13 protein-coding genes are annotated in these 15,760 nt (G+C 64.0%); 9 read left to right on the top strand and 4 right to left on the bottom strand.

Going from position 1 to position 15,760, the window contains the following annotated elements:
• The first annotated feature begins 76 nt into the window (after window positions 1-76).
• The 3 genes from BM338_RS15080 (at window position 77) to BM338_RS21410 (ending at window position 2,715) form a co-directional block, all read left to right on the top strand.
• A complete protein-coding gene (locus tag BM338_RS15080; RefSeq protein WP_090452048.1) occupies window positions 77-1,342 on the top strand; it encodes a hypothetical protein in 1,266 nt (421 codons plus the stop codon).
• A gap of 37 nt (window positions 1,343-1,379) precedes the next feature.
• Window positions 1,380-2,081: a lysozyme inhibitor LprI family protein gene (locus BM338_RS15085; RefSeq protein WP_090452051.1), complete on the top strand. Its 702-nt coding sequence runs from the start codon at window positions 1,380-1,382 to the stop codon at window positions 2,079-2,081.
• A 73-nt stretch (window positions 2,082-2,154) separates the two neighbouring features.
• Window positions 2,155-2,715, top strand: a complete 561-nt coding sequence (locus BM338_RS21410) for a hypothetical protein (RefSeq protein WP_143109315.1) — start codon at window positions 2,155-2,157, stop codon at window positions 2,713-2,715.
• A gap of 18 nt (window positions 2,716-2,733) precedes the next feature.
• On the opposite strand, the gene bamE is transcribed toward BM338_RS21410, so the two are convergent.
• Complete coding sequence (bamE, locus tag BM338_RS15095) at window positions 2,734-3,048, bottom strand: outer membrane protein assembly factor BamE domain-containing protein (RefSeq protein WP_090452055.1); 315 nt, start codon at window positions 3,046-3,048, stop codon at window positions 2,734-2,736.
• Between the two features lie 407 nt (window positions 3,049-3,455).
• Between bamE and BM338_RS15100 the strand changes: the two genes are divergently transcribed.
• Genes BM338_RS15100 through BM338_RS15115 form a run of 4 tightly spaced genes read left to right on the top strand, consistent with a single transcriptional unit; the run spans window position 3,456 to window position 10,793 of the window.
• A complete protein-coding gene (locus BM338_RS15100; RefSeq protein WP_090452057.1) occupies window positions 3,456-4,805 on the top strand; it encodes a TolC family outer membrane protein in 1,350 nt (449 codons plus the stop codon).
• Complete coding sequence (locus BM338_RS15105; RefSeq protein ID WP_090452059.1) at window positions 4,802-6,652, top strand: GAF domain-containing protein; 1,851 nt, start codon at window positions 4,802-4,804, stop codon at window positions 6,650-6,652. The genes BM338_RS15100 and BM338_RS15105 overlap by 4 nt, the downstream gene beginning before the upstream one ends.
• 15 nt (window positions 6,653-6,667) lie before the next feature.
• Window positions 6,668-8,812, top strand: coding sequence for a peptidase M50 (locus BM338_RS15110; RefSeq protein WP_090452061.1), 2,145 nt, complete (start codon window positions 6,668-6,670; stop codon window positions 8,810-8,812).
• Complete coding sequence (locus BM338_RS15115) at window positions 8,805-10,793, top strand: preprotein translocase subunit SecA (RefSeq protein WP_090452063.1); 1,989 nt, start codon at window positions 8,805-8,807, stop codon at window positions 10,791-10,793. The genes BM338_RS15110 and BM338_RS15115 overlap by 8 nt, the downstream gene beginning before the upstream one ends.
• 9 nt (window positions 10,794-10,802) lie before the next feature.
• On the opposite strand, the gene poxB is transcribed toward BM338_RS15115, so the two are convergent.
• Window positions 10,803-12,515, bottom strand: a complete 1,713-nt coding sequence (gene poxB, locus BM338_RS15120) for a ubiquinone-dependent pyruvate dehydrogenase (protein WP_218156367.1) — start codon at window positions 12,513-12,515, stop codon at window positions 10,803-10,805.
• 222 nt (window positions 12,516-12,737) lie between these two features.
• Between poxB and BM338_RS15125 the strand changes: the two genes are divergently transcribed.
• Window positions 12,738-13,364: a LysE family translocator gene (locus tag BM338_RS15125; protein WP_090452069.1), complete on the top strand. Its 627-nt coding sequence runs from the start codon at window positions 12,738-12,740 to the stop codon at window positions 13,362-13,364.
• Window positions 13,365-13,414: 50 nt separating this feature from the next.
• Here the strand turns inward: BM338_RS15125 and BM338_RS15130 are convergent, their stop codons facing one another.
• Window positions 13,415-14,335, bottom strand: coding sequence for a sigma-70 family RNA polymerase sigma factor (locus BM338_RS15130; protein WP_090452071.1), 921 nt, complete (start codon window positions 14,333-14,335; stop codon window positions 13,415-13,417).
• A 2-nt stretch (window positions 14,336-14,337) separates the two neighbouring features.
• Window positions 14,338-15,090 carry an SDR family oxidoreductase gene (locus BM338_RS15135; protein ID WP_090452073.1) on the bottom strand — a complete coding sequence of 251 codons (753 nt, stop codon included), beginning with the start codon at window positions 15,088-15,090 and terminating at the stop codon, window positions 14,338-14,340.
• A 117-nt stretch (window positions 15,091-15,207) separates the two neighbouring features.
• Here BM338_RS15135 and BM338_RS15140 point away from each other — a divergent pair, with 117 nt between their 5' ends.
• Window positions 15,208-15,756, top strand: a complete 549-nt coding sequence (locus BM338_RS15140; RefSeq protein ID WP_090452077.1) for a hypothetical protein — start codon at window positions 15,208-15,210, stop codon at window positions 15,754-15,756.
• The last annotated feature ends 4 nt before the right edge of the window (window positions 15,757-15,760 follow it).

Consider the following 15,760-nt stretch of genomic DNA (forward strand, 5'->3'; position numbering starts at 1 on the left):
ACGGCCCCGGCGATCCACGCGATCGCTGGGGCCGTCTGTCCATGCGGATCCACACCACACCTGCAACGAGTCTCGAATGAATCGACCGATACTGGCCTGCATGCTCGTCCTTGCCGCGGCCACCGCCGCCGCGCAATCACCTCCGGCCACGCCAATCGGGGACGGTGCAATCTGGCTGGGCGAATACATTCCTAGCGCCTATCCGGCGCGCCTGCGTTCCGGCATGCCCTTCAGCGACAGCCAGGATCCGCCTGGGCCGGGCGCGCGCGCTACACAGCCGCTGTCCGCACTGCGGCCTTGGGGTTTTCTTCGTGGAGGGCAGTTCGTCGGCGTCGGCGCGCCGCTGCGCGGCACGGCCATGGATGCCTACGGCAAAGCGCTTTTGCGCTGTGCCGCGGACAAGCCGGACACACGCGCCGCATGCCGCCTTGCGGTCGCTGAAGGCAAGCTTGGATTCCACACACAGGAACTGCGCGACCTGACGTGGTACTGCGGCGCCGGCCGGATCGACACGCGCGATGCTACGGCCGCATTCCAGGACAGCGCGGATGGCGTACCTACCGAGGTGCCGGTGCGCGAGCTGTCGCTGGCGGCGACCACCGTCGACTGCGGCAAGCTCATCACCTCGGGTTTTTCGGGCGACCCGGCGATTCCCGTCAGCACCTCGACGCATGCCAGCGTCCAAGCCTTCCAGCCGCTGGAAGATCTGATGCCGGGCAACCAGGTCGCCGCCCTGCGACATCGTCTGTGGCCGACGGTCCGCCAGGCCCTGGTGGACCAGACGCGCGCGCAGCTGGCGGATGCTTTGGCGCGTGCCGCCTACGAACAGCAATGCAAGCAGCCGGGCTTGTCCGGTCGCGACGTGCAGTTCGCCCCTATCGCCGACCTGTCGAAGGCGCCCCTGGAAGACTATGCCCGCAGCGGTGCCGACGTCGCCCGGATGTGGCAGCTCGCCCGCGTGGACGACAAGCGGCGGCTGATCTTCGTGAAGCTATGGGCCAATGTGCTGCTGCCGGGCGTTACCCAGGGCGACTGTCCGGCGACCGTGCGGGCCAACGCGTGGATCATGGATGACGGCACGGAGGGCGGACGCAGGCTGCGCAGTCCGGCAACCGGCGTCTCCGCACCAAATGCGCTGCTGCATGTCGAGGACGGCGTGTACGTCATCAACCGGCTCGATGGGCATCTCGACCTGGGCATGCCGGAGAACGACGAAACGCCGGCCCCGCAGCTCTCCATCGAGCAGCTGACGCCGGAAGGCCTGAAGCGTCTGGGCTATCCGGGCTATGGGCCGGATAATCCGCAGCCCGCTCACGGCCTGCCCGTGGGTTACGCACACTGATCTGGCACACCGACTCAATCAGGAATCTTGCTTGCCCATGCTCCGATCGAACCCTCTGTCCATCGCCACCTCGTTATGGGTGGCCTTCGCGCTCCACCTATTGCTCGCAACACTGCCGGTGGCCGCCGCCGAAGCGCCTGCCGGCATCGCCTGCGCGCGTGCGGGCCAGGGCGTGGAAGCATCGATCTGCGAGCATCCCGAATTGCTGGAAGCGGACAAGCGTATCGCCGTCGCCTTCGGCCACCTGCGCGCGGCCTTCCAGGGCGAGGACGCCGCCAGCTTCGTCGCCGGCCAGAAGCTCTGGCTGATCGAGCGCAACAACTGCACCAATGCCAAGGCGACGGGCGAGTTTCCGGATGTCAGCAGTTGCCTCGCCAACCGCATGGAGGAAAGGGCCAACCTGCTCGAGCACCTGGCCCCCACCCACGAAGCGTTGATGACCACTGTCGCGAGCTATCGCTTCGTCGAGCCGGCGTACGTCGACCAGTTCGCCGCGTCTTACGAAGGACACAAGGTCAAGGCCGTCGGCTCCCTGCTACTGGATGCTTGCGACAACCGCCATACGGCGTCGCTCGATGGCCACATTCAACACAAGGGCGCCAGCCTGCCGGTGCGTTTCGCCGTGCTGGAGCCGGTGCAGGTCGAGGCGCTTTGCCACCAGAAGCCCTTCGCGTGGTGGACGGGCACGATCCAGCTGGAGCACGGCAGGCCGTACTTACTCATCTCCGAAAGTCGATGAAACAATCGCAGAGGCAATCGACCTTATGGAAAGACGAGACCACAGTACGAGGTCGAAACTGCGAAAGACGTCCTTGCTGAAAGTGGCCCCGCTCGCATGCGCACTGATGGTCCATCCGGGGCTGCACGCGCAGACGTACTTCGGGAATCGCATCGAGGGCACGCTTTGCCAGGCCGGCGAAACCGTCATGTTTTCCTGCAATTCAGCGCAAAAGAAGATCGCTGTATGCGCCCGTGCAAACAGTGACTCTCCGTTTGGCGAACTACGCTATCGCTTTGGTAGCGACGACCGGATAGAACTTGAGTTTCCCAAGCACCCTGCCCCTCTCGCTTCCTATGCTTCGGGAAATCGGTTGGGTGACGGCTTTCGCGGAATGCTCAGTTATCTGCATTTGCGCAATGGTGACACCACCTATTCGGTCTACTTCGAGGCCGTCGCCCCCACCTACAGCGGTGAGGATGCCCACGAAACGAGCGGTGTCATCGTCGAAAGCAAGGGAAAGATCGTGGCCAGACGGATATGCGACCGCAGTGGGCGCACCCACTCCGGCATGCTGGACGATCCGAAATTCCTGGGCGTGGCACTGCCGCCCGACACGCAAGGACTCAGCGGTTTTCCCAACTATCACCCGTAAGGAGTGTCGCGTGCCGCCCTACGACTCCGGCGGCACGATCATCACGCCATGCAGCCCTTCCCGCTGCGCGAGTCCCGGACCGAACTGCATCACGTGCCCGTCCTTCATCACCACCGTGTAATCGGTGTGTGTGACGGACAGGCGCGAGCGATGCCGGGCCAGGTAGGTGTAGACCTCAAAGTCACCGACGGTGCGGACGGCATCGGGACGTCCAAGTGTGGCGATAACCTGTTCCCGGCTACTGCCCGGATCGAGTGTGGTGATTTTCTGGCCGGTGGTGTGACAGCCGGCCAAGGCGACCGCCAGTACGGCCGCTCCCATGATGCGCTTCATGACTCCCCCTGAGACTGGCGAACGATACGCCGAGCGCTGGCGAACAGTCCTGATGGTAGCGCAAACATGTGACGTCCAGACCCTCCAAGCCGGACGCAAAAACTTACGCCAGACTTGCCTTCGCCGTCCCTTGGCAGGGTCTGCGGGACGGTGCCAGAATGACGTTGCTTCAGGGGGATTTACTGAACCAATGACGATTCAGGGCATCGCGCCTGCGCGCTGTCCGGTTCGTTGTTGCGGCCCATGACGGGTCCGCCTCTCCCTCGGACACAGCGAAGGGATTTGAGGTGCGACGCGAAGTTACTTACGTCAACGACAGGGATGCGGTCCGGTTCGACCCGCCCCTTCCCGCGCGCGCATCACTCTGCTTGCGAGCTGCCCTGGCATGCACATGTCTGTTCGTTGCGATGCCCGCATTGGCGAGCACTGCGGTGAATTCGCTCGGCGAACTTTTCAGCATCGCGCACGAAAGCGAGCCGGGCTACAAAGCGGCCAGGGCCAATCTGGATGCTTCGCGCGCACGCACACGGCAGGCGTTCGGCGCCATGCTGCCGCAGGTTTCCGCAACCGCCAGCACCAATGGCAATCGCCGCCGCTACGAGTCGTTGGATCGCATCACGCGCACCATGCACGACCGTTATCACGGCACCACCGATCAGCTCAGTCTTACCCAGCCGATCTGGCGTGCGGCGAACGTGGCCAGCCTGCGCCAGGCGCACGAGTCAGCGCAGCAAGCGCAATACCAGCTGGAAGATGCCGAACAACAGCTTTATCAGAAGCTGGCAACGGCGTGGTTCGACCTGATGGAAGCGCGTGACGCAGTGGAGTTCACCACCGCGCAGCGCGACGCCTTGCATGCGCAATGGGACATCGCCCGGCGCGGCGCCGAGCTCGGTGCGCAAGGCGAACCGCAGGCCGACGATGCGCGCGCCAAGTACGAAGAAGCCAGCGCCGACGAAGCCTCGGCCGAACTCGACCTGGCCACCAAGCTCGCGGCGCTCGAGCAATGGGTCGGGCCGGCCGAAGATCTAAAGCAGCCCCATCTCATCGACAACATGGAATTGCCCAATCTGCTCGGCGACGATCTTGAGCCATGGATGACCATGATCGACACGCATAGCCCCGCCCTGCGCGCCGCCGCTCGTGCGGTGGCGGCGGCGGATGAGGAAGTGAGCAAGCAGCGCGCCGGTCATCAGCCCACGCTGGACATGGTGGCCAGCTATGGCAACAACGACCAGAACGTCGGCAACTTTCCCGGCCAGCCGGGCTATCACATCCGCACACTCACCGTCGGGTTACAGCTCAACGTGCCGCTGTATTCGGGCGGCACTCAGTCGGCCAAGGTGGCCGAGGCGATCGCGCTGCGCGACAAGGCCAGGGACGATCTCGAAGCGGCGCGACGACAAGCCACGGTTGGCGTGAAGACAGCTTTCTTTAGCTGGCGCGCGGGCCTGGCCAAGGCTCGCGCGTCGAAGATCGCCATCAGCGCCGCCGAGAAAGCACTGGCCGTCGCCGAACGCGGCAGTGCACGTGGTCTGAAGACCGAGGCCGACGTACTGGCTGCCCGCCAGCAGATCGCCGCATCACGCCGCGACATGCGAAAGGGGCGCTATCAGCAGCTCACGTCGTACATCAAGTTGAAGGCGACCCTCGGCGATCTGAGCCGGGTCGATATCGACGAGCTCGATCAATGTTTCGTGGCGCAGCTGACGGACATGCCATCCACCGCTGCGTTGCATGACGGGAGTGCGCCATGAACGCCTTGCCTCGCGCCGGCGACATGACTGCCGACGCCACCACGTTGTTGGCAGGTGCGTGGCAGCGTTTCACCGGCGCGCGCACCTCCGCCGAGTTCTGCGACGGCTGGCTGGCCTTGATCCGGGAAAAATTTCCGGACATCGCGCAGGCAGCCATCCTGGTCGAATCGAACGACGGCCAGAGTTTCGTGCCGATTGCTGTCTGGCCCGCGGCCAACACTGACATGGCACGCATGGGCGGTGCCGCGCAGCGCGCGATGGTGGAACGCCGCGTCATCGTGCAACCGTGTGAAGAACCAGCGGGCTTGTGGCATGTCGCCACACCCATCGCCGTTCACGAGCGTATCGCGGGCACGGTCGTTATCGAAGCCGCGCTCAGCGAAGGCAGCATGCCAGCGCTGCTGCGCGAATTGCATTGGGGCAGCGCCTGGCTCAGCAATCTGCTCGGCAAGCGCGAACACGACGATGCGCGCCAGTCGGCCGAGCGTTCGCTGAGCGTGCTGGAAGCCGTCGCCACGTCGCTGCGGCACGAGCGTTTCCAGCAGGCCTTGTTTGATGTCAGCAACGATCTGCGCCGCCGCTTCGGCGCCTCGCGCGTCGCCATCGGGCTGATTCGTGGCGGGCATGTACGGCTCGCGGCGTTGTCGGAAGCAGCGAGCTTCGAGAAATCCTCGCCGCTGGTACAGGCTTACGTTGCCGCCATGGGGGAATGCTGCGATCTGGCGCAGACCGTCGACACCACGTTCCCGGTCGACCCGCTGTTGCCGGCCTACCGCGCGCACCTGGCCTTGCTCCAGCGCTCCGGTGCCAGTCGCGTGATGTCGCTGCCGATATCGCAGCAGGCACGCGCATTGGCGGTCATTACCCTCGAACGCGATCACGGCGAGGCCTGGAGCGAGGAGGAACGCCGCTGGCTCGATACCTTCGCCGCCCTGCTCGCCCCTGTGGTCGAACAACGCAGCGATGCCGAACGGCATTCGCTGCAGCGCCTGCGTGATGAAACCCGCCGAAGCCTTGGTGCCGTCATGGGGCCACGCCATCTGATCTGGAAAGCCTGCAGCCTGCTCGCCGTGCTGGTGCTCGCGCTGCTGGTTTTCCTGCCGGTCTCCTATCGCGTCTCGGCCAAAACGGTCACCGAGGGCGAACTACAGCGTGTCGCCGCCGCGCCGTTCGAAGGTTTCCTGGCCACCGGATTGGTGCGCGCCGGTGATGTGGTCACCAAGGGTCAGACCCTGGCCCAACTCGACGACCACGAACTTCGCGTGGAGCGTGCCAAGTGGTCGAGCGAGCGCGATCAGTACGACAACAAACTGCGCGAAGCGATGGCCGAGCATGATCTCACCGCGATCCAGGTGGTCAGCGCGCAGCTCAAGGAGGCGCAGGCCCAGCTCGACCTGCTGGATGACAAGCTGTCCCGCGTGAACATCGTCGCGCCCTACGATGGCGTGATCGTCAGCGGCGATCTGAGCCAGCAAGTGGGCACGCCGGTAGAAGCGGGCAAGAAGTTGTTCGAGATTGCCCCGCTGCACAGCTATCGCATCATTCTTCAGGTGGACGAGCGCGATATCGGCCAGGTGCAGGCCGGCCAGCCGGGTGAACTGGTGATCAGCGGTCTGGCCGGCAAACCCATGCCGTTCACGGTCGCCCGCATCATGCCGGTGGCAACCGCGCAGGATGGCAAGAACTTCTATCGCGTCGAAGCCAGACTCCCGCATGACTCGCCGCTGCTGCTGCCGGGCATGGAAGGCGTTGGCAAGATCGGCGCGGGTCGACGCAAGCTGGGCTGGGTGTTGCTGCACAGTCTGTTCGACTGGCTGCGCCTGAGTCTGTGGAACTGGGGCTTGTAAGGATGAAGACCCGGTATGTCGCGTAGCCCGTTCAGCCCGTCCTGGCACAGCGTGGCGTCATTGCGGCCGCGACTGATGCCTTACGCGGTAGTGCAACGCGTAGTGTTTCGCGGCAAGCCCTGGTACGTGGTGCAGGATCAGACCGGCGGCCGCGTCTATCGCCTGTCCACGGCCGCCTACGCGCTGATCGCGGGCATGGACGGACACCAGACCGTGCAAGCCCTGTGGGAGCGCGCCAATACCTCCGACTCGCGCGATGCCTGCACGCAACCCGAAGTGGTGGATCTGCTGGTCCAGCTGCATGCGGCCGACCTGCTGCAGACCGATGTCGCGCCGGACTCGGGCGATGCGCTGGATCGTCATCGCCGCAAGCGCTCGGAAACCCTCCGGCAGTGGCTGCTCAATCCCATGAGCCTGAAGCTGCCGCTGTACAACCCCGACCGCCTGCTCACGCGACTGTCGCCGTACGTGAATTGGTGTTTCGGCACGATCGGCGCTCTGCTCTGGCTAATCGTCATGCTGCCCGCGTTGGCGCTGGCCGCGCAGCACTGGAGCGAACTGACCCACAATCTTTCCGACCGCGTGCTGTCGGCCAGCAACCTAATGGTGATGCTGGCCGTCTATCCGGTCGTCAAGCTACTGCACGAATTAGGGCACGGCTTTGCGGTGAAACGCTGGGGTGGTGCGGTGCGCGAGCTGGGGTTGATGTTCTTGATTTTTGCGCCCGTGCCTTATGTCGAAGCTTCTTCTTCGGCGGCCTTTCCTTCCAAATACAAACGCGCCCTGGTGGCGGCCGCCGGCATGCTGGTGGAGTTGTTCCTGGCGGCGCTTGCGCTCTATGTATGGCTGCTCGCTGAGCCCGGTGTGGTACGCGGCGTGGCGTTCAACGTGATGGTGATCGGTGGCGTTTCCACCTTGCTGGTCAACGGCAATCCGCTGCTGCGCTATGACGGTTACTACATCCTGTCCGACCTGATCGAGATGCCCAATCTCGCGCAGCGCGGGCAGGCGTGGTGGGCCTGGCTCATCGATCGCTACGCCTTCGGTTCCACCGATGCGGTCAAGCCTGACGAGTCGCCGGCCGAACAACGCTGGCTGTTTTTCTATACGCCGCTGGCCTGGTGCTATCGCACCTTTGTGACGCTCTCGGTGATCTTTCTGGTCGCCGGCAAGTTTTTCATCGTGGGCGTGATCATGGCCTGCTGGAGCGCTTTCAGCCTGTTCGTGATGCCCTGGCGCAAAGGCTGGAAGCATCTTCGCCAAAGCGCAGCGCTGCACCGCTGCCGCGAGCAGGCGATACGCCGTACGGCGATCGCGATCGGGCTGGTCGCGGCCTTGTTGCTGTTCGTCCCCCTGCCCTTGCGCACCCATGCCGAAGGCGTGGTGTGGTTGCCTGACCACGCCATGCTGCACGCTAGGGAGAATGGCTTTTTCAATCACTGGCTCAGTGCGCCCGAGCAGGCGATACACCACGGCGACCCCCTGTACCTGCTGGACAATCCGCAACTGCAGGCCGAGCTAGCCGTGGATCAGGCCAAGCTCGAACAGGCGCAAGCGCGCTACGACGCCGAACAATTCACTGACCCGGTGAAGGCCGGGGTATCTGGCCGGCAGTTGCAGGAAGCGCGCGAAGTGGTCGAGCGTGCGCAGACGCGCGCGGCGCGTCTCGCCGGGCAGGCTGAAACCGACGGCCATCTCATTGTGGCCACCGCGCAGGACATGCCCGGCCGCTACTACAAGAAGGGCGATCTGCTCGGCTACGTGCTCGCGCGCGACGAGCTAATGGTGCGGGTCGTGGTGCAGCAGGACGATATCGATCTCGTCCACCAACGCCTCCATGGTGTATCGCTACGGCTGGCCGATTCACTCGGGAATGTCTACGCATCCCACGTCGTACGCAGCTTTCCCGGCGCGGTCGATGAGCTGCCGACGGCAGCGCTCGGCCTCAACGGTGGCGGCACCATCCCCACCAATCCCAACGATACCAACGGCGTGAAAGCGCTGCAGCGCGTCTTCGTACTCGACCTGGCGTTGCCCCGCGATACGTCGCCATCGTTCGGCGAGCGTGTGCATGTACGCTTTGAACACGGCAGCGAACCGCTCGCCTTCCAGATGTTGCGTCGCTTGCGCCAAGTGTTTCTGAGTCACTTCAGTGTCTGATGTACGCGCCCTGCTCGCCGGCCGTTCGCTCAAGCTGGGCGACGGCCCTTACCTGGAACGTCTCGACGCCAAGCGCTCGCCCTGGGAAGACCGCCTGCGCGCATGGCTGGGCAAATTGCCACGCTTGGATGGCTATCGCACCCGCCGCTTCCTGCAGGCCGCGTCGGCACGAGAACCTGCAGCCATGGCGCTGAGGGATGCGGCGCTGCGCGCGCAGCTGCACGAAGTCACCCGGCATCTGCTGCGCGAAGGTTTTACCGATCAGCGGCTGGCCGAGGTTTTTGCGCTGATCCGCGAAGCCTCGCGCCGCACGCTGGGTATGCGGCACCACGATGTGCAGCTGCTCGCCGGCCGCGCCTTGTTGCAAGGGCGGCTGGCCGAAATGGCGACGGGCGAAGGCAAGACCCTGGCCGCGACCCTCGCCGCCTGTACCGCAGCAGTCACTGGTGCCGCCGTGCATGTGGTGACGGTGAACGACTATCTCGCCGAGCGCGATGCTGAGCACAACCGGCCGCTGTTCGACTTCCTCGAGCTGAGCGTCGGCGTCGTCTTACAAGACATGGCCGTCGACAAGCGACGTACCGCCTATGCCTGCAACATCACTTATGTATCGAATAAAGAGCTGACGTTCGACTATCTCAAGGACTGCATTGCCATGGGCGAGGCCTCCCTCACCCAGCAACGCCTGCGCCTGCTCGCAGGCGCGCGTTCTGGCGAGCCACCGATTTTGCGTGGCCTGCACATCGCCATCATCGACGAAGCGGACAGCGTACTGATTGACGAGGCGAGCACGCCGCTGATCATTTCCGAAACGCTCCCAGACGATCTCGATCCGTCGATCTACACCCAGTCCATCACGCTCGCCCGATCGCTCGAACTGACTACACACTATGTCAAAGGCCAGCATCGTGATATCTGGCTGACCCCGGCCGGCAAACAGCATGTTCGCGACGCCACGGCGGACTTCGGCGGCTTGTGGCGCTCGTCCCTGTGGCGGGACGAGTTCGTGCAGAAAGCGCTCTCGGCCGTGCACTGCTTCCAGCGCGACCAGCACTACATCCTGGCCGAAGACAAAGTGCAGATCGTCGACGAGTCGACTGGTCGCGTGATGCCGGACCGTACCTGGGAGCGCGGTCTGCATCAGATGATCGAATCGAAAGAAAGCTGCGAGATCACCGGCCAGCGCCGCACGCTGGCGCAGATCACTTATCAGCGCTTCTTTGGCCGTTACCTGCTGTTGTGCGGCATGACTGGCACCGCGCAAGAGGTGGCCACCGAGGTCAAGCAGACCTATGGCTTGCCGGTCACCCGCATCCCCACGCACAAACCCAGCCGTCGCCACCGTCTCGCCGATCGCATTTGCAACAGCAGCACCGAACGCTGGAGCGAAGTGGTGCGGCGCGCCGCCGAAATCGCGGCGCAGGGGCGCTCCGTGCTGATCGGCACGCGTTCGGTGGAAGCCTCGGAACTACTTGGGCAACTGCTGGAGCGCGATGGCATCGAACACACCGTACTCAACGCGCGGCAGGACAAGACCGAGGCCGATACGGTGTCGGTGGCCGGACAACCTGGCCGCATTACTGTTGCCACCAACATGGCCGGGCGCGGCACCGACATCAAGCTCAGTGCCGACGTGGAAAGCGCGGGCGGCCTGCATGTCATCCTCACCGAGTTTCACGAATCCGCCCGCGTGGACCGTCAGCTGTTCGGACGCTGCGCGCGCCAGGGCGACCCCGGCACTACCGAAGCCATCGTGTGTATCGATGACGATCTGTTTCATCGCTTCGCCCCTGCTCTCGGCCGTCGCGTGATGCGCTGGCTGGTCACCGACATACGGCAGAGCCGGCGCTGGTTCCGCCGCTGGGTCACCCGTGTGCAAGACCGCGCCGAACGCCACTACCGGCGGCAACGCGTCGAAACACTCAAGCGCGACAGCGAATGGGTGAAGGCGCTCGGCTTTGTCGGCAAGACGCGCAAATAGGTACGACGGTCAGCGATCGAAGGCGGTCCGTGCCACGTCGACGACCTCGTTGGCCCGCCCGTTGAGTACGGCCTTCATCATCCAGATGCTGAAACCCTTGGCCTGCTCCAGCGTCACCTTGGGCGGCATGATCAGCTCGACCGGATTGGTGACCACATCGATCAGGGCCGGGCCGTCATGGGCGAAGGCGCGCTTGACTGCATCGGGGAGCTGCGCGGGATCTTCCACGCGCACGCCATAGATGCCCACCGCTTCGGCCACCTTGGCAAAGTCGGGATTCTCCAATCGTGTGCCGGTCGGCAGGAATCCGGCGGCCTTCATTTCGATATCCACAAAACCGAGCAGGCCGTTGTTGAACACCACGATCTTGATCGGCAGCTTGGACTGCCGCAGCGTCAGCACGTCGCCCATCAGCATGCTGAAGCCGCCATCGCCCGACATGGAAATCACCTGCCGCCCCGGATGGGACACCTGCGCGCCAATAGCCTGCGGCATGGCGTTGGCCATCGAGCCGTGCAGGAACGATCCCAATAACCGGCGCTTGCCGTTCATACGCAGATAGCGCGCCGCCCATACCGTTGGCTCACCCACATCGCAGGTCACGATCGCGTCTTCGTCGGCAAGATCACTGACCACCTTGGCCAGATATTGCGGATGGATCGGCCGCTGCGAGGCATTACCGACCGCCAGGGCGTCCAGTTCGGCGCGCGCCTTTTTGTAATGCGCCACCGCGCGGTCCAGATGAGCGCTATCCCTCTTTTCATCGATCCGCTGGAGCAGTCGCCGGATCACGTCGGGCACATTGCCAATCACCCCAAGATCCAGCCGGCAGCGCTTGCCAAGATTCTCGCCGCGGATGTCGACCTGCGCGATACGGGCATGGTCCGGATAGAACTGCCGGTACGGAAAATCCGTGCCGAGCAGGAGCAAGGTGTCGCACGCCTCCATCGCGTGATAGCCGGAGGAGAAGCCGATCAACCCGGTCATGCCGACATCGAACGGGTTGTCCCATTCGACATGCTCCTTGCCGCGCAACGCATGAACCACGGGCGCTTTCAGTTTCGCCGCCAATGCCACCACTTCATCGTGCGCGCCGGCGCATCCCGCACCACACATCAGCGTGATGCGCTTGCCGCTGTTCAACAGCGCGGCGAGTGCATCGATATCGGCTTCCGCGGCGACGACATCGGGCAATCGCGGAATGAGCTGTGCGGATGGCTTGCGCGGTCCGGCCGCGCGCAGGGCCACATCGCCGGGTATCACGATGACGGCCACGCCCTGCTTGGTGATGGCTTCGCGGATGGCCGTCTCCACAATGCGCGGCACATGATCCGGGTCAGTGATCAGCTCAGCGTAGTGGCTGCATTCCTTGAACAGGAATTGCGGATGGGTTTCCTGGAAGTAGCCCGAGCCGATTTCCGTGCCGGGTATCTGTGCGGCGATGGCCAGTACCGGCACCCGGTTGCGATGGCAGTCGAACAGACCGTTGATCAAATGCAGGTTGCCGGGCCCGCAGCTACCGGCGCATACCGCCAGTTTTCCGGTGAGCTCGGCGTCGGCACCAGCCGCGAACGCGGCGACCTCCTCATGGCGGACCGAAATCCATTCGGTCTTCTTGTGCGCCCGCAGTGAATCGGTGATGCCGTTGAGCGAATCGCCCACCAGGCCATAGATGCGCTGCACGCCGGCCGCTTCAAGGGTTTCTACCAGTCGTTCGGCTATGGTCGTCATGTCGGTCTCGTCAATGGCAGTGGTGCGCGCATGCGATGCAGGTCGCCTATCAAAAGGATGTCCGGGCAAACTGGCATCCGGTGCGTTAACACTAAGTGGATATGGATCGCCGCACCAAGCCCTGTACGGTCCAGGATGGGTAGCCATCGACCGCGTTAGAATCAATCGATAGCTACGCCAGGCACCTCTCGTCCCTGCGCTCCAGGAGCAGCCATGTTCGATCTCTCCACGCTGAGCACGTTTGTCGCGGTCGTTCTTGGCCTGTTCCTCATTCCCGGGCCGGCCGTGCTGCTGGTGTTGAGCCGGACCGCACAAGGCGGACGGAAGATCGGCATCCTGACTGGCCTTGGCATCGCCACGGGTGATTTCGTCCACACCTTGTTCGCGGCAGTCGGCTTATCCGCGGTGTTGATGACGTCGGCGCTGGCCTTCAACGTCGTCAAGCTCGTGGGTGCCGCGTATCTGATCTATCTCGGCGTCCGCGCATGGTTGGAGAAGCCGCATAACCCGTCGCTTCCCAAGGTTTCGCCGATCACGCCCGCGAAAGCGTTCCTGCACGCGATACCGGCCGAAGTACTGAATCCAAAAGCGGCTCTTTTCTTCCTTGCTTTCATGCCGCAGTTCGTCCACCCCGAACGGGGATCGACGTTTGTGCAGTTCGCCGTACTTGGCCTGATTCTCGTCGCACTCAGCTCGGTCTATACGACGCTCCTGGCCTGCTCGATCCGATGGCTGGGCCTGCTCACCCACCGTCTGTCGTGGCTAAAGCGCTGGCAAGGGAAGATCGTCGGCGTGATCTTCATCTCGCTTGGATTGAAGGTGGCGACCCAGCAGCGCTGAGCATTCGCATGACAGGCCGCTCGAAAGTAGAGCGCCATGCCGCGTCTCGATCACATGACTTCCCCGGCAACGACCAGGCCAGCCACCAAAGCGTCCTGCAACACATACGGCACGTAGCGAAAGTCGCGGATGAAGCGCACCTTTCCCTGCTCTACGGTCAGCTCGATGAAATAGCCCGGCTGCGTGTCTGCGGGTGCGCGGAACACCGCGATCACTTCGCGCCCCTGCAGCCAGGCTGGCACCAGGCGCCAGTCGTTGTAGCGCTGGTAGTTGCTCATGTAGTCGCCGACGGCGCGCCCGGCACGCTGAGCGCGTGAGAGCAGATCGAGCCTGACGTCTTCGGCCAGCATGGCGCGCACGCCGTCCCAGTCGCGTGCGTTGAACAGTGCGGCGTAACGGGCCACGGCTGGGGAGGTTTCGCGCGGCGAAGGGTTCGCCGGCGACACCTCCGCCAGTTCGCGTAATCGCAGCCGGCCGCGGTGCAGTGCCGCCTTCACCGCCGGCACGCTCAGCTCCAGCAGCGCACCGATCTCCTCCAGCGAATGGCCCAGTACGTCCTTGAGGATGACGCAACTACGCTGCGCCGGCGGTAGTCCGACGAAACGCGACACCGCCAGCCGCACCGCTTGCTGATGCGCGATCACATCACCAGGGTCCGGTGCCGGGTCGCTGATGGTGTCATGCACGGCATCTAGCGACTCGCTCATACGCGCTTCGTACCGGCGCAGGTGATCCAGCGCGCGGTTGTGGGCGATACGGAACAGCCAGGGGCGGAACGCCGGCATGTCTCCCATATCCGGCAACAGGTAGTAGGCCCGGGCCAGCGTGTCCTGCACGATGTCCTCACCATCGGCGATGGAGCCGGTCATGCGTGCGCAATAGCGATGCAGCTCCGGCCGCAGGTCCGCTACCAGTTCGAGGAAGCGGCGGCGGCCTTCGTGCTGGGTAGCGAGTAGCGAGTCGTCGGTCACGCTCAGGCTCCCAGTGCCTCGATGCCGTAATCGGCCTTGATGCCCAGGGCAGGCTCTTCTTCATACTGAGCTTCGGTGAGGATGCGCACGACGTAGTCACCGAAGTCCTGTGCCGATAGCGGTTTGCCGAATCCGGCGAGGAACTGCTCCTGAGTGATGCCCTTGCGGTTCGAGTAGTACTCGGAGGCCATGCGCCCCACACCGCCGGCCGCCGTCATTTGACGCGGTACCACTGCCTGGAAGCGGATGCCCAGATCGAGCTCCGCCGATACACCATTCGCGTAAGAGGCCATGATCCACAGCATACGCTTGGCGCCGGCATAGCCACCGGACATCGGGGAACCGTTGACGGCCGCGCCGCTGGAAACCACGAGTACGCGGCTGCCGCGCTCCAGCGGCAGGCGCAGCGCTTCCTGGATCCAATGAAAGCCGGCTTTGACGTCGCTGTTCCAGGGCTCGCTGAAGCCTTCCCAGCTTTGCTCGTGCAGCGGCCCCATCGGCGGCCTGGAACCCGCATTGAGCACGAGAATGGTGGGCCGGATTTCCCGCAACAGAGAAGTGGCCAGGGCGCGATCGGTAACGTCGCCCGGTGCGCTGTTCACACCCAGCCGGGTTGCCACCTCGGCCAGGCGCTGGGCATCACGTGCCACCACGGTGATGTTTGCGCCGTGTGCCGCGAGGGCTTCCACGACACCGAGGCCAAGGCCGCTGCTGCCGCCAGTGACGATGACACGCTGGTCTTTGAGATCTTGCATGGGAGTCGCTCCTTCGGAAGGGTGAGCCCCAACAACGATCCAGACTGCCCAAAGGATGCGCTGCGTTTATCATTGCCCACTTATGCCGTCCCGGCCGGCGCCAGATCTTGCTTGCTCATGGACGAACCGATGCGTTATGAACGGCTGCGTTTTTATCTGGCGGGGGTCGTGACCGTGGCCTCCGTGTGGGGCTTTCGCTTCGGCCTGATGAGTTTGGCTGCATGGCTGGGCATTCCGCTGTGGGTCGAGTTCGATCACCCGGTGACGGTGCGCTGGCCGAACACGAGTGGCATCGGCTGGGTCGACGAGACGTTCACCCGGGAAATGACCTGGGCCCATCTGTTGTTGATGGTGCTTGCGCTGGTCATGGCCTACTACGTCGCGCGAATCACTTATCGTCTCAGCGTAAGCGCGGTGCTTGACCGCAGGAATCGCTGGCTGCTAGCGGGGTGGTTCGTCTTTACGGCGCTCATGATCGCCCTGTCGCGGATGCTGTCCGCGATGTTCCATCCGCCCTCCTTGCCAAGCGGCCCGGACTGGGCATGGACCGGCGATGTGGTCGGCGTGGTGGGCCTGTTCGTCATCCTGGTACTGACCAACTTGTTCGTGTCCGCTTGGGGACGCCTTATGCGCTGGTGCAAGGTGCCCGCGAAGAGCGCGGACTAGGCGC

The sequence above is a fragment of the Dyella sp. OK004 genome (genome assembly GCF_900114495.1).
Taxonomy (GTDB): Bacteria; Pseudomonadota; Gammaproteobacteria; order Xanthomonadales; family Rhodanobacteraceae; genus Dyella_D.